This is a genomic window from Streptomyces sp. MBT53 (genome assembly GCF_016654115.1).
Taxonomy (GTDB): domain Bacteria; phylum Actinomycetota; class Actinomycetes; order Streptomycetales; family Streptomycetaceae; genus Streptomyces.
Genome location: NZ_JAEQAZ010000095.1, coordinates 15,086 through 33,441 on the forward strand (window position 1 = coordinate 15,086; position 18,356 = coordinate 33,441).

General features: G+C 69.6%; 25 protein-coding genes. 15 read left to right on the plus strand and 10 right to left on the minus strand.

Annotated elements, in window-relative coordinates; translation table 11 throughout:
- Positions 1-45: 45 nt before the first annotated feature.
- From JHN45_RS29865 to JHN45_RS29875, 3 genes are all read right to left on the minus strand, one after another.
- The gene (locus JHN45_RS29865) at positions 46-783 is read right to left on the minus strand and encodes a response regulator transcription factor (protein WP_200713942.1); all 738 of its coding nucleotides are present in this window, start codon (positions 781-783) and stop codon (positions 46-48) included.
- 138 nt (positions 784-921) lie between these two features.
- Positions 922-1,128 (minus strand): hypothetical protein, encoded by a 207-nt coding sequence (locus JHN45_RS29870; RefSeq protein ID WP_200713943.1) that lies wholly within the window; start codon positions 1,126-1,128, stop codon positions 922-924.
- 41 nt (positions 1,129-1,169) lie between these two features.
- Positions 1,170-2,435: a S1C family serine protease gene (locus JHN45_RS29875; protein ID WP_201051621.1), complete on the minus strand. Its 1,266-nt coding sequence runs from the start codon at positions 2,433-2,435 to the stop codon at positions 1,170-1,172.
- A gap of 354 nt (positions 2,436-2,789) precedes the next feature.
- Between JHN45_RS29875 and JHN45_RS29880 the strand changes: the two genes are divergently transcribed.
- On the plus strand, positions 2,790-4,547 hold the full coding sequence (locus JHN45_RS29880; RefSeq protein WP_201051630.1) for a trypsin-like serine protease: 1,758 nt from the start codon (positions 2,790-2,792) through the stop codon (positions 4,545-4,547).
- Positions 4,548-4,574: 27 nt separating this feature from the next.
- Here the strand turns inward: JHN45_RS29880 and JHN45_RS29885 are convergent, their stop codons facing one another.
- Together JHN45_RS29885 and JHN45_RS29890 are read right to left on the minus strand one after the other, a co-directional pair.
- The gene (locus JHN45_RS29885) at positions 4,575-5,600 is read right to left on the minus strand and encodes a LacI family DNA-binding transcriptional regulator (RefSeq protein ID WP_200713946.1); all 1,026 of its coding nucleotides are present in this window, start codon (positions 5,598-5,600) and stop codon (positions 4,575-4,577) included.
- A 138-nt stretch (positions 5,601-5,738) separates the two neighbouring features.
- Positions 5,739-6,548: a response regulator transcription factor gene (locus JHN45_RS29890; protein WP_200713947.1), complete on the minus strand. Its 810-nt coding sequence runs from the start codon at positions 6,546-6,548 to the stop codon at positions 5,739-5,741.
- A 193-nt stretch (positions 6,549-6,741) separates the two neighbouring features.
- Between JHN45_RS29890 and JHN45_RS29895 the strand changes: the two genes are divergently transcribed.
- The 9 genes from JHN45_RS29895 (at position 6,742) to JHN45_RS29930 (ending at position 12,227) form a co-directional block, all read left to right on the plus strand.
- Positions 6,742-7,626 (plus strand): alpha/beta hydrolase, encoded by an 885-nt coding sequence (locus JHN45_RS29895; protein WP_201051632.1) that lies wholly within the window; start codon positions 6,742-6,744, stop codon positions 7,624-7,626.
- Positions 7,627-7,674: 48 nt separating this feature from the next.
- Positions 7,675-7,929 (plus strand): MoaD/ThiS family protein, encoded by a 255-nt coding sequence (locus JHN45_RS29900; protein ID WP_200713949.1) that lies wholly within the window; start codon positions 7,675-7,677, stop codon positions 7,927-7,929.
- Between the two features lie 8 nt (positions 7,930-7,937).
- Positions 7,938-9,047, plus strand: a complete 1,110-nt coding sequence (locus JHN45_RS29905; protein ID WP_201051634.1) for a hypothetical protein — start codon at positions 7,938-7,940, stop codon at positions 9,045-9,047.
- 138 nt (positions 9,048-9,185) lie between these two features.
- The gene (locus JHN45_RS29910; protein ID WP_201051636.1) at positions 9,186-9,926 is read left to right on the plus strand and encodes a DUF2993 domain-containing protein; all 741 of its coding nucleotides are present in this window, start codon (positions 9,186-9,188) and stop codon (positions 9,924-9,926) included.
- A gap of 202 nt (positions 9,927-10,128) precedes the next feature.
- Entirely contained in the window at positions 10,129-10,209 is an 81-nt protein-coding gene (locus tag JHN45_RS54785) for a putative leader peptide (protein WP_353963781.1), read from the plus strand.
- A 113-nt stretch (positions 10,210-10,322) separates the two neighbouring features.
- On the plus strand, positions 10,323-11,162 hold the full coding sequence (locus tag JHN45_RS29915) for a sulfurtransferase (RefSeq protein WP_200713952.1): 840 nt from the start codon (positions 10,323-10,325) through the stop codon (positions 11,160-11,162).
- A 41-nt stretch (positions 11,163-11,203) separates the two neighbouring features.
- A complete protein-coding gene (locus tag JHN45_RS29920) occupies positions 11,204-11,491 on the plus strand; it encodes a DUF1416 domain-containing protein (RefSeq protein ID WP_019064558.1) in 288 nt (95 codons plus the stop codon).
- 78 nt (positions 11,492-11,569) lie between these two features.
- Complete coding sequence (locus tag JHN45_RS29925; RefSeq protein ID WP_200713953.1) at positions 11,570-11,830, plus strand: DUF3099 domain-containing protein; 261 nt, start codon at positions 11,570-11,572, stop codon at positions 11,828-11,830.
- A gap of 22 nt (positions 11,831-11,852) precedes the next feature.
- Positions 11,853-12,227 carry a VOC family protein gene (locus tag JHN45_RS29930; RefSeq protein WP_201051638.1) on the plus strand — a complete coding sequence of 125 codons (375 nt, stop codon included), beginning with the start codon at positions 11,853-11,855 and terminating at the stop codon, positions 12,225-12,227.
- Here JHN45_RS29930 and JHN45_RS29935 read toward each other — a convergent pair.
- The 3 genes from JHN45_RS29935 to JHN45_RS29945 all read right to left on the minus strand — a co-directional run bounded on the left by JHN45_RS29935 (position 12,224) and on the right by JHN45_RS29945 (position 13,763).
- Positions 12,224-12,919, minus strand: a complete 696-nt coding sequence (locus JHN45_RS29935) for a haloacid dehalogenase type II (protein WP_201051645.1) — start codon at positions 12,917-12,919, stop codon at positions 12,224-12,226. The genes JHN45_RS29930 and JHN45_RS29935 overlap by 4 nt on opposite strands.
- A 236-nt stretch (positions 12,920-13,155) precedes the next feature.
- A complete protein-coding gene (locus JHN45_RS29940) occupies positions 13,156-13,401 on the minus strand; it encodes a hypothetical protein (RefSeq protein ID WP_201051647.1) in 246 nt (81 codons plus the stop codon).
- On the minus strand, positions 13,398-13,763 hold the full coding sequence (locus tag JHN45_RS29945) for a hypothetical protein (RefSeq protein WP_200717255.1): 366 nt from the start codon (positions 13,761-13,763) through the stop codon (positions 13,398-13,400). The genes JHN45_RS29940 and JHN45_RS29945 overlap by 4 nt, the downstream gene beginning before the upstream one ends.
- Before the next feature lie 173 nt (positions 13,764-13,936).
- On the opposite strand from JHN45_RS29945, the gene JHN45_RS29950 reads away from it, so the two are divergent.
- Positions 13,937-14,779 (plus strand): helix-turn-helix transcriptional regulator, encoded by an 843-nt coding sequence (locus JHN45_RS29950; protein ID WP_201051649.1) that lies wholly within the window; start codon positions 13,937-13,939, stop codon positions 14,777-14,779.
- Positions 14,761-15,030 (plus strand): DUF397 domain-containing protein, encoded by a 270-nt coding sequence (locus JHN45_RS29955; RefSeq protein ID WP_201051652.1) that lies wholly within the window; start codon positions 14,761-14,763, stop codon positions 15,028-15,030. Before JHN45_RS29950 ends, JHN45_RS29955 begins: the two co-directional genes overlap by 19 nt.
- A 37-nt stretch (positions 15,031-15,067) precedes the next feature.
- Here the strand turns inward: JHN45_RS29955 and JHN45_RS29960 are convergent, their stop codons facing one another.
- Together JHN45_RS29960 and JHN45_RS29965 are read right to left on the minus strand one after the other, a co-directional pair.
- Positions 15,068-15,478, minus strand: a complete 411-nt coding sequence (locus JHN45_RS29960; protein ID WP_201051654.1) for a hypothetical protein — start codon at positions 15,476-15,478, stop codon at positions 15,068-15,070.
- A gap of 25 nt (positions 15,479-15,503) precedes the next feature.
- Complete coding sequence (locus JHN45_RS29965) at positions 15,504-15,866, minus strand: DsrE family protein (protein ID WP_200717259.1); 363 nt, start codon at positions 15,864-15,866, stop codon at positions 15,504-15,506.
- 180 nt (positions 15,867-16,046) lie between these two features.
- On the opposite strand from JHN45_RS29965, the gene JHN45_RS29970 reads away from it, so the two are divergent.
- The 3 genes from JHN45_RS29970 to JHN45_RS29980 all read left to right on the plus strand — a co-directional run.
- Positions 16,047-16,745, plus strand: coding sequence for a hypothetical protein (locus JHN45_RS29970; protein WP_307783224.1), 699 nt, complete (start codon positions 16,047-16,049; stop codon positions 16,743-16,745).
- Positions 16,742-17,545, plus strand: coding sequence for a hypothetical protein (locus tag JHN45_RS29975; protein ID WP_201051657.1), 804 nt, complete (start codon positions 16,742-16,744; stop codon positions 17,543-17,545). The genes JHN45_RS29970 and JHN45_RS29975 overlap by 4 nt, the downstream gene beginning before the upstream one ends.
- Before the next feature lie 605 nt (positions 17,546-18,150).
- Positions 18,151-18,356: hypothetical protein (locus JHN45_RS29980; protein WP_201051659.1), on the plus strand; the 206-nt coding region annotated here is incomplete at its 3' end.

The window sequence follows — 18,356 nt, forward strand, 5'->3', positions numbered from 1 at the left end:
GGAAGCGGTGGAGGAAGCGGTCGAGGTAGCGGTCGAGGACGTTCTTCACTCCGCTCCACCCTGTCGCAGCACATACCCCACGCCCCGGACCGTGTGCACGAGCCGCGGCTCGCCGCCCGCTTCCGTCTTGCGGCGCAGGTACATCACGTACACGTCGAGGGAGTTGGACGACGGCTCGAAGTCGAAGCCCCAGACCGCCTTCAGGATCTGTTCGCGGGTGAGGACCTGGCGCGGGTGGGCGAGGAACATCTCGAGGAGCGTGAACTCCGTGCGGGTCAGTTCGACCTGGCGGCCGTTCCGTGTCACCTCGCGCGTCGCGAGGTCCATGCGGAGGTCGGCGAAGGTCAGGGAGTCGTCCTCGGGCGCCTGCCCGGCCGCCGCGGCCGCCGCGTACGAACTGCGGCGCAGCAACGCCCGTACCCGCGCGAAGAGTTCGTCGAGTTCGAAGGGCTTGACGAGGTAGTCGTCGGCGCCCGCGTCGAGGCCGGTGACCCGGTCGCCGACCGTGTCGCGGGCCGTGAGCATCAGGATCGGCGTCGTCGTCCCGGCGCCCCGCATCCGGCGGGCGGCCGTCAGGCCGTCCATGCGCGGCATCTGGATGTCGAGGACGACCAGGTCGGGCTGGTAGGCGGTCGCCTTCTCCAGCGCGTCCGCGCCGTCGACGGCGACCTCGGTGTCGTACCCCTCGAAGGCCAGACTGCGCTGGAGTGCTTCACGCACCGCCGGCTCGTCGTCGACGATCAGGATGCGCTGGGTGTCACGGTCGCCTTCGGCGGGGCTCATGGGCTGGATTCCTCGGGTGCGGTGGGACGGGGAGACAACGCTCGGCTGGTCGCAATCAGCCTCGCATGTTTCCCGGCTGGCGCGTAAAGAGGAGGGGAGGGGAGAAACCGGCTGAGATCGACCGCGCGGTGCCCGGACTCACGCTCGCATCGTGGCGAGCCGGTTCAGCGGCACCTTCCGGTGGTGCGGGTGGGCCGCGCTGGTGCGGAGCCCCATCAGCTCCGGGGCGGGCGCCAGTTCCGGTGCCCGGGCCGCCGGTGCGTGCAGTTCGTACGCCACCCCGAGGGCCAGGCCGAGACCGGCCGCTCCGGCGTCGGTCACCGTGTGCGAAACCTGCTTGATCATGACGTACTCCCTACTGGTTGCTGGTGGGGTGGGCCTTCGACCTAGTTGCTGGTACCGCCCGCCCGCAGCGAAGCCAGGTCCGCCTTGACGGTGTTGATCGGGATGGCGAAGCCGATGCCGATGCTTCCGGCCTCGGACGACGAGGACGAGGAGTCCGAACTCGACGAGTACATCGCGGAGTTGATGCCGATGATGTCGCCGTTCGCGTCGATCAGGGCGCCGCCGGAGTTGCCGGGGTTGAGGGACGCGTCGGTCTGGATGGCCTTGTAGGTCGTGGTCGATGAGCCCGTGTCGCCGTTGAACTGCTGGCCGCCGAACTGGAACGGCCACTGGCCGCTGCCGCCCGAACCCTGCCCCTGGCTCTGGCTCTCGTCGGTCGAGACGGTCACGTCACGGTTCAGGGCGGAGACGATGCCGCTGGTGACCGTGCCGGTGAGGCCCTCGGGGGAGCCGATCGCGACGACCGTGTCGCCGATCTGGATGCCGTCGGAGTTGCCGAGGGTGGCCGCCGTCAGACCGGAGGCGTTCTGCAGCTGGAGGAGCGCGAGGTCCTTCTTGCTGTCGGTGCCGACGACCTTCGCGGTGTACGACTTGCCGTTGCTCGTCTTGACCTTGACGGACGTGGCGCCGGAGATGACGTGGTTGTTGGTGACGATCTGGCCGTCGGTGGTGATGATGACGCCCGCACCGGTGGAGGTGCCGTTGCTGAGGGTGGCCTCGACCTCGACCACGCTCGGGCTGACCTTCGCGGCGATGGTGGCGACGTCGCCCCGCTTGCTGGAGGGCACGACCGCCGTGGTGGTGCTGGAGGTGGCGACGGTGTCCTTGCCGGTCAGCTGCTGGAAGGCGTACGCGGTGCCGCCGCCGATGGCCGCGGCGACGATCGCCACCGCGGCGAGCAGCGCGATCGGGCCGCGGGCGCTCTTCTTGGGCTTGGGTGCTTCCGCCTGGACGGGGGTGAGGAGAGCCGTGTCGCCACCGTCGCCGCCACCGGAACCGCCGTAGCCGTCGGCGCCGAACGCGGCCTGCGGGGCGGGCGAGGGGGCGGGCGTCTGGCCGCCCGGCCACACCGTCGTACCCGGCTCGACCGTGACCGGCTCCTGCGCAGGCTCAAAAGGCTGCGCGGGCTGAGCAGACTGCGCGGGCTGCGCCTGCTGGAAGGGCTGGGCCGGCTGCGGCTGGTAGGCCGGCGGGGGCGGCCACTCCGGGTTCACGGGGGAAGAGGCGTGCTGCTGCTGGGGGTACGCCTGCGGCTGGTCGCCCTGGGGGGTCTCGTACTCGCCGCTGCGGCGGAAGCTCTCGGTCATGGAAAAGAGACTGTCGCGCGATCATGAGAGGTACCTGAGTCCCCGCTGAGAAGCCCGACAGAACCTCGTATGCCCGATATAAAGACGCCTGGGGCCCGGAAACTCGGGGAAACGGGAGGTTGCGGGGGAGTGAGGGCACGGCACGGGGCGGACGAATACTTGTGTGACCCCTGTGCGACAGGTGTGCGAGGTGACAGGAGATGCCTACGATCTCCGGGCCGGAGGGGGGCTCCGCGAACAGAGCCGGTACATGCGCTGTCACCGAAAGCATGACGGAAAGCATGTCGTCGGTCCTGCGTGGTCGCGTCGTACGCCCTTCTCGGGCCCACTACGACACCCACACAGGAGTCCCGAGTGATACGTGCCCTGCGCGGCCGTCTGAGACGCCCCACCACGGCGCTCCCGGCCGCCGCCCTCGCGCTGGCGCTGAGCTGCGCCGGCGTTCTCGCGGCCCAGCCCGCATCCGCCGCCGACGGCCCGCCCGGACTGCCGTCCGCCGCCGCTGCCGCCGCCCAGGCGGGGTTGCCGAAGCCCGCCGCGTCCGACAAGGAACTGCGCTCCCGCGTCGTCGACGCGGCCAAGACCCAGGCGACCGCCAAGAAGACGGCGACCAAGACGCCGTACATCATCGGCGGCACGGAGACCACGATCTCCAGCGCGCCGTGGATGGTCCAGCTCGCCTACTACGACGACACGAGCGGCGACGGCTACTTCTGCGGCGGCACCCTGGTCGCCCCGAACAAGGTCCTCACCGCCGCGCACTGCGTCGCGGGCCTGGACTGGGTCAAGAACGGCGCCGTACTCGCCGGTGCGACCGGCCTGTACGACGACACGTCCGGCACGGTCACGGGCGTCCTGCACCAGTGGAACCACCCGCGCTTCAACGCCACCACGGCCCAGAACGACATCGCTGTCCTCACCCTGGACCGCCCCCTGGACCAGCAGTGGATGCGGCTGGCCTACCTGAACGACCTCGGCTACGTCACCCCGGGCGCGAAGGCCACGGTCTACGGCTGGGGCCTGACCTCCGGCACCGGCACCGAGCTCTCCGCGAACCTGAAGAAGGCCACGCTGCCGATCGTCGACGACGCGACCTGCAACAGCGCGATGAAGACGGTCCTCGGGGACGACGAGTTCATCGAGGGCTCGATGTTCTGCGCGGGCACCCCCGCCTCCGGCACCGACGCGGGCACCGTCAGCACCTGCAACGGTGACTCCGGCGGTCCGGTGATCGTCGACAACAAGGTCATCGGCATCGTCTCCTGGGGCGTCGCCGGCTGCACCGCCAAGGGCGCCTACCCGGTCTTCACCAAAGTCGGCTCCTACACCTGGGCGGCCCAGCCGCGCATCGACGACACCGACCTGTCCTTCGACGGCCGCGCCGACATCCTGGGCCGTACGCCCTCGGGCGGGCTGTTCGAGCAGGACAGCAAGGGCACCTCGCTCGCGCAGCGCGCCTACCTGGGCAGCGGCTGGCAGACGGCCAGCTGGGGCCTTCAGGCCGACCTGGACCGGGACTACTACCAGGACCTGATCGTCCGCGACAAGACGGACGGCCACATCTACCGCGACTATCTGGACCACTCCACGGGCGAGTTCACGTGGATGCAGATCAGCTCGGTGTGGGGCGGCTACAAGTCGTACGCGATCCCCGGCGACCTGACCGGTGACGCCCGCCCCGACCTGGTCGCGGTGGACGCCGACGGCTCGGTCTACCTCTACCCGGGCAAGGGCAACGGCCAGTTCTACGGCCGGGTCAAGGTCGTCAACAAGGCGTGGAAGAACGTCAAGATCTTCGGCCACGGAGACCTGACGGGCGACGGCCGCGCCGACCTCCTGGTCCGCAACTCCTCCGGTGTCCTGTACCTCTACGCGGGCACCCAGGTCGAGAAGGCCCCGTGGAAGACCCGCGTCCAGGCCCGTACCGGCTGGAACTTCACCTCGTACGTCTCCAACGGCGACGTCAACGGAGACGGCATCGCGGATGTCGTCACCCGCGACTCGGGCGGCACGCTGTGGCTCTACCCGGGCACCAACAAGGCGACGACCGCGCTCTTCGGGACGCGGATCAAGCTGGGTACCGGCTACAACCAGTACAACCTGCTGTTCTGACCGAGCAGTCGTGAACCGGTGGTCCTGTCAGGCTTCGCAGCCGCAGGACCGCCGGGTCACCAGGCGGGAGGGGAACACCTTCAGCCGCTCGCGCCGGGAGCCCGCCACGCGCAGCCCGTCGTCGAGCACGAGGTCCACGGCCGCCCTGGCCATCGCCGGACGGTCCGAAGCGATCGTCGTCATCGGCGGGTCGGCGAGGGCGGCTTCCTTGATGTCGTCGAAGCCGATCACGCCGAGTTCGCGGGGCACGTCGATCCGCAGCTCACGGGCGGCCCGCAGCAGGCCGATCGCCTGGTCGTCGGTGGAGCAGAAGATCGCGGGCGGCCGCCGGGGCCCGGAGAGGATCCCCAGGGCGACCTGGTAGGCGTCGTAGCGGTTGTACGGCGCCTCGAAGAGCCGGCCCTCGGTGGGCAGCCCGGCCTCGGTCATCGCGCGCCGCCAGCCCTCGACGTGGTCGGAGACCGGGTCGCCGACGGCGGGGGTGTCCGCCGTACCGCCCATACAGGCGACGTAGTCGTAGCCGTGCTCCAGGAGGTGGCGGACGGCGAGCTGGGCGCCGCCGAGGTCGTCCGTGACGACGGCGACGTCGTCGATGGCCTCGGGGCGTTCGTGGAGAAGGACCACGCGGGCGTCCCAGGCCTCGATCTCGGCGGCGGCGAGGTCGTTCAGCGCGTGGCTGACGAGGATCAGGCCGGAGACGCGCATGCCGAGGAAGGCGCGCAGGTAGTGGACCTCGCGCTCGGCGACGTAGTCGGAGTTGCCGACCAGCACCATTTTTCCGCGCTCGGACGCGGCCTGTTCGACCGCGTGCGCCATCTCCCCGAAGAAGGGCTGGCGCGCGTCCGGCACGATCAGGCCTATGAGGTCCGTGCGCCGGGACGCCATGGCCTGGGCCACCCGGTCCGGTCGGTACCCCAGTTCCTTGATCGCGGCGAGGACACGCTCGCGCGTGGCCGGGGCAACCGGCCGGGGTCCGTTGTTGATGACATAGCTGACAACGGCGGTCGAAGTACCCGCCAGTCGCGCTACGTCATCCCGAGTCACCTTGGCCACGCGCGGAGTCTACGCGGATTGACCGGCCCTGGGCAGGGCGTTTCGAAGCTTCTCGTCGCTTCCGCACAGCATCTTCGTGCGGAAGCGACGAGAACCGACGAGTAGCCGTGCGGAAGCGATGCCCGGCCCGGACAGGGCCTAAGCCTGTGCCGGGATCTCGGCCGCGTCCAGGGCGGCCGAGTCGGCCGTCTCGTCCGCATCCTCCGGCTTTGCACCCGCGAGAGCGGCGCTCGCCTTGAGCTTGGCGTCCTCGCCGCTCCGGTCGCCCCGCTCGCCCTTCTCGGGCGTAACGAATCGATAACCGACGTTCCGGACGGTCCCGATCAGCGACTCGTGCTCGGGTCCGAGCTTGGCGCGCAGCCGTCGTACGTGGACGTCGACCGTCCGCGTACCGCCGAAGTAGTCGTAGCCCCAGACCTCCTGCAGCAGCTGGGCGCGCGTGAAGACGCGGCCCGGGTGCTGGGCGAGGTACTTGAGGAGCTCGAACTCCTTGAAGGTCAGGTCGAGGACCCGGCCCTTGAGCTTGGCGGAGTACGTCGCCTCGTCCACGGAGAGGTCGCCGTTGCGGATCTCCATGGGGGAGTCGTCGTTGACGATCTGCTGGCGGCCCATGGCGAGGCGCAGCCGTGCCTCGACCTCGGCCGGGCCGGCCGTGTCGAGGAGCACGTCGTCGATGCCCCAGTCGGCGGTGACGGCGGCGAGGCCGCCCTCGGTGACGACGAGGATGAGCGGGCATCCCGGTCCGGTGGAGCGGAGGAGCTGACACAGGCTGCGTACCTGAGGCAGATCCCGGCGGCCGTCGATGAGGATGACGTCGGCACCGGGGGTGTCGACGAGAGCGGGGCCTTCCGCCGGTGCCACACGCACGTTGTGCAGCAGCAGGCCAAGGGCCGGAAGCACCTCCGTGGACGGCTGGAGGGCGTTGGTCAGGAGCAGCAGAGAACTCATAAGTCTGGTTCCTCCTCGGTCCCTGCGAGGACGTGTGTCATGCGGCACAGCGTTTGCGGTCCCGGGGGCCCTGTATCACCGGCGGCCACCTGTGGTTTCCCGTGGTGTACCGCTTCGTATACAACGCTCCTGGAAGCACAAAAGGACCCGGGGGCTTCGCTGCCCGAGTCCTCTGTCCAGCAGAATAGCCCACATGAGCGCTGGTACGGCAGGTCATGTGGCACGATCCACCGTTCGTCCGAACTCTGAGACGATCAGACGCACACCTTTGCGGACGTTTCTGCACACCGACGACGGGGTGACGATCGATTCCGTATACGACCCGGCAGTGGCCGTATACGACGCCTCCGCGCCATCTTCCGGTGACCTGGTGTTCGTCGTCGCGCACGGTTTCACGGGCGATGTGGACAAGCCGCACGTGCGCCGGGTGGTCGAGGCGTTCGCCCAGTACGGGGCCGTGGTCACGTTCTCGTTCAGGGGCCACGGAAGGTCCGGCGGACGGTCCACCGTCGGCGACCGCGAGGTGCTCGATCTGGCCGCCGCGGTCGCCTGGGCGCGGGAGCAGGGGCACGCGCGCGTGGTCACCGTCGGCTTCTCGATGGGCGGTTCGGTGGTGCTGCGGCACGCGGCGCTCTACGGCCCCGAGGGTGAAGCGGACGGTCAGGGGCGCAGGGGGCGCACGGAAGCGCACACGGACGCGGTGGTTTCGGTGAGTGCGCCGGCCCGCTGGTACTACCGGGGCACCGCCCCGATGCGGAAACTCCACTGGCTGGTGACCCGCCCCGAGGGCCGCCTGGTCGGCCGCCTCGGCCTCAAGACCCGTATCGAGCGCAGCGGTTGGGACCCCGTCCCGCTCTCCCCGGTGGAGGCGGTCCCGCGCATCGCGCCGACCCCGTTGCTCGTCGTGCACGGCGAGATCGACGGCTACTTCCCCCTCGACCACCCCCGCATGCTGGCCGAAGCCGCCGGTGACCACGCCGAACTCTGGCTGGAGCCCGGCATGGGCCACGCCGAGCACGCGGCCGGCGACGACCTCCTGGCCCGCATCGGACGCTGGGCCGGTTCACAGGACAGCTAGCCTGGCGGTTGCAAACACCGATCAGGAACCGATCGATCGAGGAAGCGGATGCCAAAGGTCACGGTGCGCTACTGGGCCGCCGCGAAGGCCGCGGCCGGTATCGCCGAGGAGCCGTACGACGCGGCCACCCTCGCCGACGCCCTCGCCGAGGTGCGCGAGCGACACCCCGGGGAACTCGCCCGCGTACTGCTGCGATGCTCCTTCCTCGTCGACGGTGACCCCGTGGGCACCCGCGGACATGAGACGGTACGGCTGGCCGAGGGCGGCACGGTCGAGGTGCTCCCGCCGTTCGCAGGAGGATGAGCGAAGCGATGAGCAACCAGCCGTACGAGGGCTATGGCGAGGGCTACGACCCCTACGCCCAGCAGCAACAGCCGCAGCAGGCCCAGCAACAGCAGGCGCAGGCCTGGCCCGGGCAGCAGCAGGCCTACGACGATCCGCAGGCCGCGCAGCAGTACACCCAGCAGTGGCAGGGGCAGACCTGGGACACCCAGGTCCAGCAGTCCAGACCCTCCGCGTCCGACCTGGCGTACTTCCCGCCGCAGAACTACCAGGCGCCGACGCCGAGTTACGACTCCCACGCGCCCGTGACCGCGCCTCCGGCTCCCCCCGCCGCGGACGAGGCGGTCGGCTACGGCCCGCCCTCCCTCGCCGGGAACGCCCGCATCACCGACGCCCAGCGGGCCCGCCTCGAAGGCCGCTCGCCGATCATCGAACCCGGGATGCAGCCCGCCGGCCTCACCGCCCTCCTGGCGCTCCTCCTCTCCGTCACCGCGCAGATCGGGTCGTACGCCCTCGTCGTGCCGCTCGTCGTGCTCCAGGCGGTCACGGCGGCGGGCTGGTTCCGGCTGAACGGGATGTGGCCCGCCCGGCAGGGCATCGCGCTGGCCTTCGCGGGCGCGCTCGTCGCGGACGTGGCGCTGCTGGCGGCCGGCCGGGACAACGGCCCCGCCGCGATCCTCGGCACCCTCGGCGTCTGGGTCCTGCTCTCCCTCGTGATGCAGCTGCGCTCGCACGCCGACCCGGACACCCGCATCACCAGCCTGATGGCGACGGTCGCCTCGGCGGCCCTGGCCATCGTCGCGACCGGCCATCTCGCGGCCGACCCGGACGCGGTCACCGTCGGCGCTGCGGCGGTCGCGGTCGCGATCCTGGCCCGCGCGCTGCCGCTGCCGACCGTGGCCTCGGTCGTCGTCTCCCTGCTCGCCGCCGCCGGCGCGGGCATCGCGGTCGGCGGGATGACCGGCCTCGGCGCGAAGGGCGCGCTGCTGGGCGCGGTCGCGGCGGGCTGCGCGCTGATCGGTCACCGGGTGGCGAGCTACGACTACCCGTCCCGCTTCGTCCACTTCACGGCCGGTGTGGCCCTCCCGCTCGCCGCGGCGGCCCCGGCGGTCTACGTCCTGGGGCGCGCGCTGGCGTAACCACGCCGCTTGTCACAGGTGATCGACAATTTCCTGCTGCACGCATCTCGCGGGACTACGCTCGCGATTCGCGGCCACACGGTCGTTGCAGCGTTTTCGTCTTTTCGTCGATGACCGTCAGGTGGGGGAACACCGTAAATGCGTGGGCTACGAATACTTCTGACCGTCGTGGTGATTCTGGGTGTTCTGTTCGTGGTGGTGGACCGGGTCGCGGTCTACTTCGCGCAGGACGAGGCGGCGGGCAAGGTGAAGACGAGTGAGAACCTCGCCTCCACCCCCGATGTCTCCATCAAGGGCTTCCCCTTCCTGACCCAGGTCGCCTCCGGTGAGCTGGACGACGTGGAACTCGGCATCAAGACCTACGAGGCGACGACGGCGAACACGACCGGCAGCGGCACCTCCACGATCCGGATCGACGATCTCAAGGCCGACATGAAGGACGTCAAGTTCTCCAACGGCTACAGCACCGCGACCGCGGCCAGCGCGACCGGCTCCGCGAGCATCGCCTACGACCAGCTGCTCAAGGCCGCCAAGTCCGAGCCGACGAACATCTTCAACGGGGTCGACGCGCAGGTCGTCAACCTCTCCGACGGCGGCGACGGCAAGATCAAGGTCGACGTCAAGATCTCGGTCGGCGGCCAGGAGACGACGTATCCGGTGCTCAGCACGGTCACCGTGGACGGCAACACCGTGAAGGTGCACGCCGACAACCTGCCCAAGCTGGTCGTCGACCTCGCCGACTCGCGGATCCGCTCGATCACCGACTTCCAGCAGACGATCGACCAGCTGCCGGGCGGGGTGAAGCTGGACACCGTCCAGGCCGCGAAGAACGGTGTGGAGATCAAGGTGAAGGGTTCGAACGTCCGGCTGGCCGGGTAGGACGGACGAGGTCCGGCGGACGGCGGCTGTCCGAGGGGCGAGACGGCAGTGTCCGTACGGCAGTTGCGGTAACGGCGGAGGGCGCGCGGATTCCCGGTGACGGGGCCGTCGGCGCCCCGCCGATCTCACATCACGGACGATCGCGTCTCAAAATACGACACACCGGTGACATGTCCCGTCGTCCGTCCCTACGATCGACCCTATGAGGCAACAGGCGGATCTCACGAAGCGGCGGGCAGTGGACCTGTGCCGCGTCGCCGCCATGCTCTGTCGCACTTTCTGAGCGGAAGCGCAGGCTTCCGTCTTCCCCCGTGCCCTCGATGTCAGGGCACCCGCGCGAGCGCGCACCCCTCTCTCACGCACCGCACCGCCGTAACTGCCCCGGAGGAGAAAAGCATGAGCCGCAGTGACGTCCTGGTCGACGCCGACTGGGTCGAGGCCAACCTCGACAACGCGGACATCGCCATCGTCGAGGTCGACGAGGACACGTCCGCGTACGAGAAGAACCACATCCGCAACGCCATCCGGATCGACTGGACCAAGGACCTCCAGGACCCGGTACGCCGTGACTTCATCGACCAGGAGGGCTTCGAGAAGCTCCTCTCGGCCAAGGGCATCGGCAACGACACGCTGGTGATCCTCTACGGCGGCAACAACAACTGGTTCGCCTCGTACGCGTACTGGTACTTCAAGCTCTACGGCCACGACAGCGTCAAGCTGCTCGACGGCGGCCGCAAGAAGTGGGAGCTGGACGCCCGCGAGCTGGTCGAGGAGGTCCCCGCGCGGGCCACCACCGACTACAAGGCCAAGCCGCAGAACAAGTCGATCCGCGCGTTCCGCGACGACGTCGTGGCCGCCATCGGCTCGCAGAACCTGGTCGACGTCCGGTCGCCCGACGAGTTCTCCGGCAAGCTGCTCGCCCCGGCGCACCTCCCGCAGGAGCAGTCGCAGCGCCCGGGCCACGTGCCCTCGGCCCGCAACATCCCGTGGTCGAAGAACGCCAACGACGACGGCACCTTCAAGTCGGACGACGAGCTCAAGGAGCTCTACGCCGAGGAGCAGGTCGACCTCGCCAAGGACACCATCGCGTACTGCCGTATCGGCGAGCGCTCGGCCCTGACCTGGTTCGTGCTGCACGAGCTGCTCGGTGTCGAGAACGTCAAGAACTACGACGGCTCGTGGACCGAGTACGGCTCCCTGGTCGGCGTTCCGATCGAGCTCGGCGCCAACAAGTAAGCCCCGACCAAGCCCAAGCCCTAACCCCGTAAGGACAGACCATGTGTGGAGCGAAGGCCGGCGGCCCCGACGCCTCGACGATCAAGCCCGGTGAGACCACCATCCAGGGCCAGGTGACGCGTAACGGCGAGCCGGTGACGGGTTACGTCCGTCTCCTGGACTCGACCGGCGAGTTCACCGCGGAGGTCCCGACCTCCGCCACGGGCCAGTTCCGCTTCTACGCGGCCGAAGGCACCTGGACCGTCCGCGCCCTCGTCCCGGGCGCCACCGCCGACCGCACGGTCGTCGCCCAGACGGGCGGGCTGGCGGAGGTGGCGATCGCGGTCTGATCGCCGTCGTAGCGCTTGAAGGGCCGCACCTTTTTCCTGGGTGCGGCCCTTTGGCGTGCCCAGGCCTACCCTGGAAACATGCTGGCACGTCGCCGTCGCGTGTACTTCGTCATGATGGGCATCTGCATCGGACTCTTCGTCCTGGCCTGGGGAGTCGTGCGGATCTGGTCGGTGCCCGTGGCCGTCGGCATGTGTGTGGTCGCGATGGTGATCCCGCCCGTCGCCGCCATGGTCGCCAACCGCCGGGGCCCCGACGACCGCTGGTGGGACGACCCGTCCGGCGACCCCAAGTCCGACGAGTGGTGGGACGAGCTGGACGGCAAGAAGCGCCGGCCGTAGAGCGGGCGGGTAGAGGGCGGGCATGTCCCCTACGAGACTGTCCACCGTGGTGCTCGACGCGCATGACGCGCACGAGCTGGCCGGCTTCTACCTCCGCCTCCTCGGCTACGTCGTCCGGGCCGAGGAACCCGACTGGGTCCTCATCGGCCCGCCCGACGGCGGCACCGGCCTCTCCTTCCAGACCGAGCCGGAGTACGTCCCGCCCGTGTGGCCCACCCGCAACCCCGGCGAGCAGCAGATGATGCTGCACCTCGACATCGAGGTGGACGACCTGGAGGGCGAGGTCGAGCGGGCCGTGGGCCTGGGAGCCGTGCTGCACGACCATCAGCCGCAGGACGACGTACGGGTTCTGCTGGACCCCTCGGGGCACCCGTTCTGTCTGTGGCGACAGACCTAGCGCGAGCCGAGGAGCAGTCGGTCGGCCAGGCCGGTCAGGTCGTCGGCGTGCAGGTCGAAGGTGTCCGAGGAGGTGGGCGGGTCGCCGACGGGGCGCGCGACATAGGCGGTACGCAGACCTGCGCCCTGTGCTCCGCGCAGGTCCCAGGCGTGGGCGGCGACCATCAGGAGCCGCTCCGGAGGCCGTCCGGAGACGGTGACGGCCAGTTGGTAGACCGCAGGGTCCGGCTTGTAGGTCCGGGCGTCCTGGGCGGACAGGGCCTGGTGCCAGCGCAGCCCGGCCTGGGCGTTGATTCCCAGGAGTGCCGTCCGGCTCGCGTTGGAGAGTCCGATCAGCGGGAACCGTTCGGCGAGCCGGGCGAGCCCCGCCAAGGTGTCGGGCCACGGCGGGAGCTTGCGAGCCGACAGGGCCAGTGCCGCTACGGCGGCCGGGTCGTCGACTCCGGCGGCATCGGCGACGAGCCGGGCGGCCTCCAGGTCGAGGACGTCGCTGGCGAGGTAGGGCCGGACGCCGTCGAGGACGCGACGCTGCTCGCGCTCGATGTGCCGCTGCCACAGCGACAGCAGCCGCTCGACTCCGGGATCGTCGAGCGAGGGGTCGAGTTCACGGATACCGGCGCGGATACCGGTGGGTTCGTCGACGAGCGTGCCGAGCACGTCGAACACGACCGCATCGATCTCTGGCTCCGACATGTGCCCCTCATCCCCGAACCCGCACGGCCCGCGCGGCAACGGCGTCGACGTTGCCGACCATCATGGCCCAGTCCATGATCCGCCGGGTAGGGCCCGGGCCGGGCGGTCAGTTCGTCGCCGGTGGCGCCGGAAGACGTCCATCGGCGCGCGGGCCGGTACGCGACGGCTGGTTCGGCGGTCCGGGTCGACTGCGCTTGCCCGTTCCGCCTGCGCTTCCTCGCCCTGGTCGACGTCGATCAAGCCGTGGCGAGGATCGCCATCAGCAGGCCGCCGATGCAGAGCGCCGTGAGCGCGCCGCTCCAGAAGGCGTCGTCGCGCAGGGCGCGGGGTGTGCGGAACCGTCGTCGTCGGCGGGTGGGGGGTGTCTGCGGCTCGGGTGCGGCCGGTGGCGGTTCCGGGGGTCGTACGACCGGCATCAGCGGGGGCGGGAGCGTCTGGACCGGGAGTACCTGGATCAGCTGATGGGGCAGTGGGCGGTTCATCCGGGGTGGGCCTCGATCTGGTGTTTGCGAAGCAGGACGTTCGCGTCGGTCTCGGCGCTGTAGTCCTGTTCCGTGCGGGCGGTGGCCCGGAGCCCGGCCAGTTCCGTGCAGGCGGGGCAGTCGGCGACGGGCCGGGGCGGGATGGCGACGAGGAACGGCCCGTCGGTCCGCGCGCGGGCGTTCGCGGCACGGACCTCGGCGCTGAGGCGTTCCTGGTCGGTCGCCGGCCGCAGTGAGGCGGGGTCGGCCTGCCATTCGCGCCCACCGCCGACGGGGCGCAGCAGGGCGTAGGGCCCTGACTTGTCCTGGTACTCGCCGACCTTGTCGGTGGCGGGGTCGTACAGCAGCGCTCCGGTTTCCATCGGCTCCTCCTCCTTTTTGTGCAACTTCCATACAGAATGCGACAGTTGAACTACTCTGTGCATTCGTGGGGTGTTACGAGGATGACCCACGGCGGAGGCGAAAGCAGCGTCAACGGCCGCAAGTTCCACAGCGGGCGGTCCAAATTCCACAAATTCCACAGCAGGAGGGTGCGGTGCCGCAGCGGAGGGTGGTCACGGGACGAAGCCATGAACCTAGGGCGCGGTTCGCGGAGGAGCTGCGGTTACTGAGGGCGGGGAAGGGAGTGAGCCTGCGGGAGTTGGCGGAGGAGTTGGGCTGGGACGCGTCGACGCTAGGGAAGATGGAGAGCGGCAGGAGTCTGGGCAGCCCGGAGATCGTGGAGGCGCTGGACCAGTACTACGGGACGCCGGGGATGCTGCTGGCCCTGTGGGAGCTGGCAGTTGGGGATCCGACGCAGTTCGTCGAGAAGTACCGCGCGTACATGGAGTTGGAAGCGAATGCGGTGAGCCTGTGGCATTACGCCTCCGCGAACCTGCCTGGCCTGCTCCAAACCCCGGGCTACGCCCGCGAGTTCCTGACGGCTGGCGGGCTGGACGGTGACGAGCTGGCCGTACAGGTCGAGGCTCGCATGGGGCGTCGTGAGCTGCTGACCGAGGAGGACGCGCCACGTTTCCGCACGATCATCTCCGAGGCGGTGCTGCGCACGCCGACGCGGGATCCTGCCGAGTGGCAGGAGCAGTTGGAGCATTTGCGGCACATGTCGGAGCGCAAGAACGTCACCATCCAGGTGGTCCCGTTGTCCGTTGGGCTGCACGCCCTGACGAACACCAACACCATGTTCCTGCGCGGCGCCGATGGACGTACCGTGGCCTGGGTGGAGACCGGTTTCACGGCCGAACTGATCGAGGAAAGCAGGGAGGTTGAGCGGCTCCAGCTTCGTTATGATCTGGTGCGCGATTTGGCCCTTTCCCCGGGCGAATCGCGCGAGTTCATCCGGCGGGTGTGGGAGGAAGCGCAGTGCGAGCCATCGACTTGACCCAGGTGACGTGGCGCAAGAGCAGCTACAGCAACCAAGAGGGCGGCGAGTGCCTCGAAGTCTCCGACGACCTCCTGGCCGCCGCCAACTGGCGCAAGAGCAGCTACAGCAACCAAGAGGGCGGCGCCTGCCTCGAAGTCACCGCCGACATCCCCGCCCTCGTCCCCGTCCGCGATAGCAAGAACCCCGCCCTGGGCGCCCTGCTCTTCTCGGCGTCGAGCTGGTCGGTGTTCGTGGAGTCCGTGAAGTAGCCCAGTTGTGCGGGTGGGGCTCCGCCTGCGAAGCGGGTCACGCGGAAACCGCCTGTTCGGCCTCTGTCTCGACCGCGGTCAGCTCGGTCATGCCGAATCGGAAGGCGGGGTCGTCCTTGCTGTCCGTACCGTGCACGGCTGCCAGGGCCCTTTGATAGCGGGCAGACAGGTCAGGGCGGCCCTCGATCTCAACCTGCGCGTGCCAGTACGTGAGCCAGTGCTGGAGGTGCCCGATCTTGCCGTCCGCGATGGCGGCAGTGAGTGCTTGTTCCTTGTGCCGTTCCATCTCACCGAGCCGATGGGGGGCGATATGCGCGAGGGCGACGCGGACGGCATCGGGCGTTCGTTCGGGCTGCGGGATCAGCTCCTGCCCATGCTCAGGCTGGGTTGTCACCGGGCTCCTTAGCTTCGGCATCCTCTCCACCACGGTAGCGGCGGGGGCGGACATCGGAGTGGCGTCGTGGGGCGCAGCGTCAGTAGACGAGCGCCTGCGTACCGTCGGCCATCGCCTCCTGCACGAAAACCTGCGCGCCGGCGATCCGTACGCCCTCGATGACGTCCTTCTCCGTGATGTCCCGCCGGGCCGCGCACTGTGTGCACAGCGTCACGCGGCCGGCGGCGAGGATGGAGTCGATCAGGTCGGGGAGCGGTGCCGCGTGCGGGAGTTGGAACTCGGCGGCGCGGCCCGGCAGCGCGAACCACGCGGATTCGCCGGTCAGCCAGAGGGAGACGTCGACCCCGCTGGCGACGGCCACCGCCGCCACCGTGAACGCCTGTGAGCAGCGTTCGGGGGCGTCGGCCCCCGCGGTCACCTTGATCACGAGCTTCTTCGCCATGACCGAATCGTAATCAACTTCCTTACAACTCCCTGCAACGACCATGAGTCTCCTGTGCGCGCATATGGAATGCGCATGCCATGGTCCGTGGGGGACGTTGTGGAAGTACCCGAAGAAACAGTCTCGGAAGTACCTGAAGTACCTGAAGTACCTGAAGTACCCGAGGAATCAACCGAATTGGTGCCCCGGCCGCCGCGCCGCCGTGGCCGCACCGCGCTCCTGATCGCCGTAGCAGCCGTACTCGGTGTGGTCGCCGGTACGTGCACGGGTTTCCTGGTCCAGGCGAACCGCGCACCCGACAAGCTGCCCGCGCTGTCGCAGCCGAAGCTGACGCAGGCGAAGGGCCCGGCGCCGGAACGGCTGTCTGCCGCGCAGGACCGTAGGGTCAAGACGGACGGTGACCTGCGCAAACTGCTGCTGAAGAAGCCGAGCGGAGCCACGGCGGCGCTCTTCCCTGCGGGCACCGACGGCTGGCAGGACCTGGCCGATTTCTCCGAGGCGTACACGAAGCCGGACGCCACCCTCGGCTACCAGCTCCGGCAGGAGTTCCGGCGCGCGGCCGTCATCGAGTGGGACGAGGGCTCGCGCGAGGTGGACATCTCGCTGGTGCAGTACCGCCAGGAGGACAAGCTCGGGGCCTACGACGCCACCACCGGCGCGTTCTACTACGCCGACCAGGAGCCCGACACCGAGAGCTGGACCGTCCCCGGCACGGCGGACGGAAAGGCGTACGTCCACCACGCCGACGACGACGGCTACAGCGCCGAGGCGCATGCCTACCGCGGCGATATCGCCCTGCACATCTGGGTCTACGACTCGAAGCCGATCACGAAGGCGAAGATCATGGATCTGGCCAAGCGGCAGATGGAGCGACTGTGACCGAGAACCAGTCCGGCGCACTCCCGTCAACTCCGGTCTTCGAGACTGAAGTTGAAGCCGAGGCCCCGAAGAAGCGGGTCCGGCGGGGCCGTGTCGCAGCGGTCGTCGGCTGCGCCCTGCTCGCCGTGGCCGTCGTCGGCGGGGTGGGCTACACCGTCGTGACCGTCAACGGCGCCGACCGGGACGCGGGCGCCCCCGTATGGAAGTTCCCCGACTCCGTGGCGCAGCAGAAGGCGGCGCCGGCGAAGGGACTGGCCGCGATGCTGCGGCCGTACGACTTCGACTACGTCCGCGGGCCCGACATCGCGGAGTTCGGCGCGGACGCGCAGCTCACCGGCCGCGAGGCAACGGCCCTGCGCAAGCAGGAGATCAGCGGCCTGCCCCGCTCCCAACGGCTCCTGTTGGAGAAGCAGATCGACCGGGAGCAGCTCAAGGGCATCGCGATGCGCAGCTATGTCCGAAGCCCTGCCGACGTCGTCGACACCTACTCCGTCGAGGTCCAGCTGGCCCAGATGGACGAGAAGGCCGCGCGGAACCTCGTCACGTACGAGAACGAGATCCTGAACACGGTGGACGTGTTCCGCAAGGGGCCCACCGTCCCCGGCCACAAGGAAGCACGCTGCTTCCTGCCGAAGCAGGTGTCCGGCGAGAAACTCGACGAGATGCTCTGCTTCGCCGCCATCGGCGACGTCCTCATCACCCTCGACGCCTCCGGCACCAGGGCCATGGACACGAAGGGCATCGCGACCTTCCTCCGCGACCAACTCGACCGCATCAAGACGACGGGCCAAGCGGTATGACCAACCAACAAGATCCCGCGACCGAACGGAAGCCCGACCCGAAACTCCCGACGGACCCGCCGACCGCGCCTTCGACCGCGCCTCCGGCGGAGAGCTCTGTGGAGACTCCGGTCACGCCTTCGGCGGAGAGCTCGACGGAGACTTTTGCGGAGACCTCGGTGGAGACTCTGGTCGAGACCACGGCTCCGCTCCCGGCTGTGCCTGCGGCGGAGACTTCGGCTGCGCCTGTGGTGGAGAGCTTGGGGGTGCCCTCGGTGGAGACTCTGGTCGAGACCACGGCTCCGCTCCCGGCTGTGCCTGCGGCGGAGACTTCGGCTGCGCCTGTGGTGAAGAGCTTGGGCGTGCCCTCGGCGGACACCCTGGTCGAGACCACGGCCCCGCTCCCGGCCGCGCCTTCGGCAGGGACTTCGGCTGCGCCCTCGCCGGGGACCCCGGATGCGCTCCCGGTCATGCCTTCGGTAGGGGCTCCAACTGCACCCGCAACGGATGCTCCGGCCGTGCCTTCGGCCGACGCCTCCGTCGTGCCTTCGGTGGAGCCCTTGGCCGGGTCTTCGGCGGAGGTCCCCGTGGAGCCCTTCGTGCCCGCCTTGGCCGACGCTCAAGCTGTGTCTTCGGCCGATACCTCCGCCGTGCCTCCGGCGGAGCCCCTGGCCGGGCCCTCGGCGCAGGCCCCCGTGGAGCCCTCCACGGACGCCCCGGCCGACGCCTCCGCCGTGCCACTGGCCGATACCTCCACGGACGCCCCGGCCGACACCTCCGCCATGCCACTGACCGATACCTCTGCGGCGTTCCCGGCCGACGCCTCCGCCGT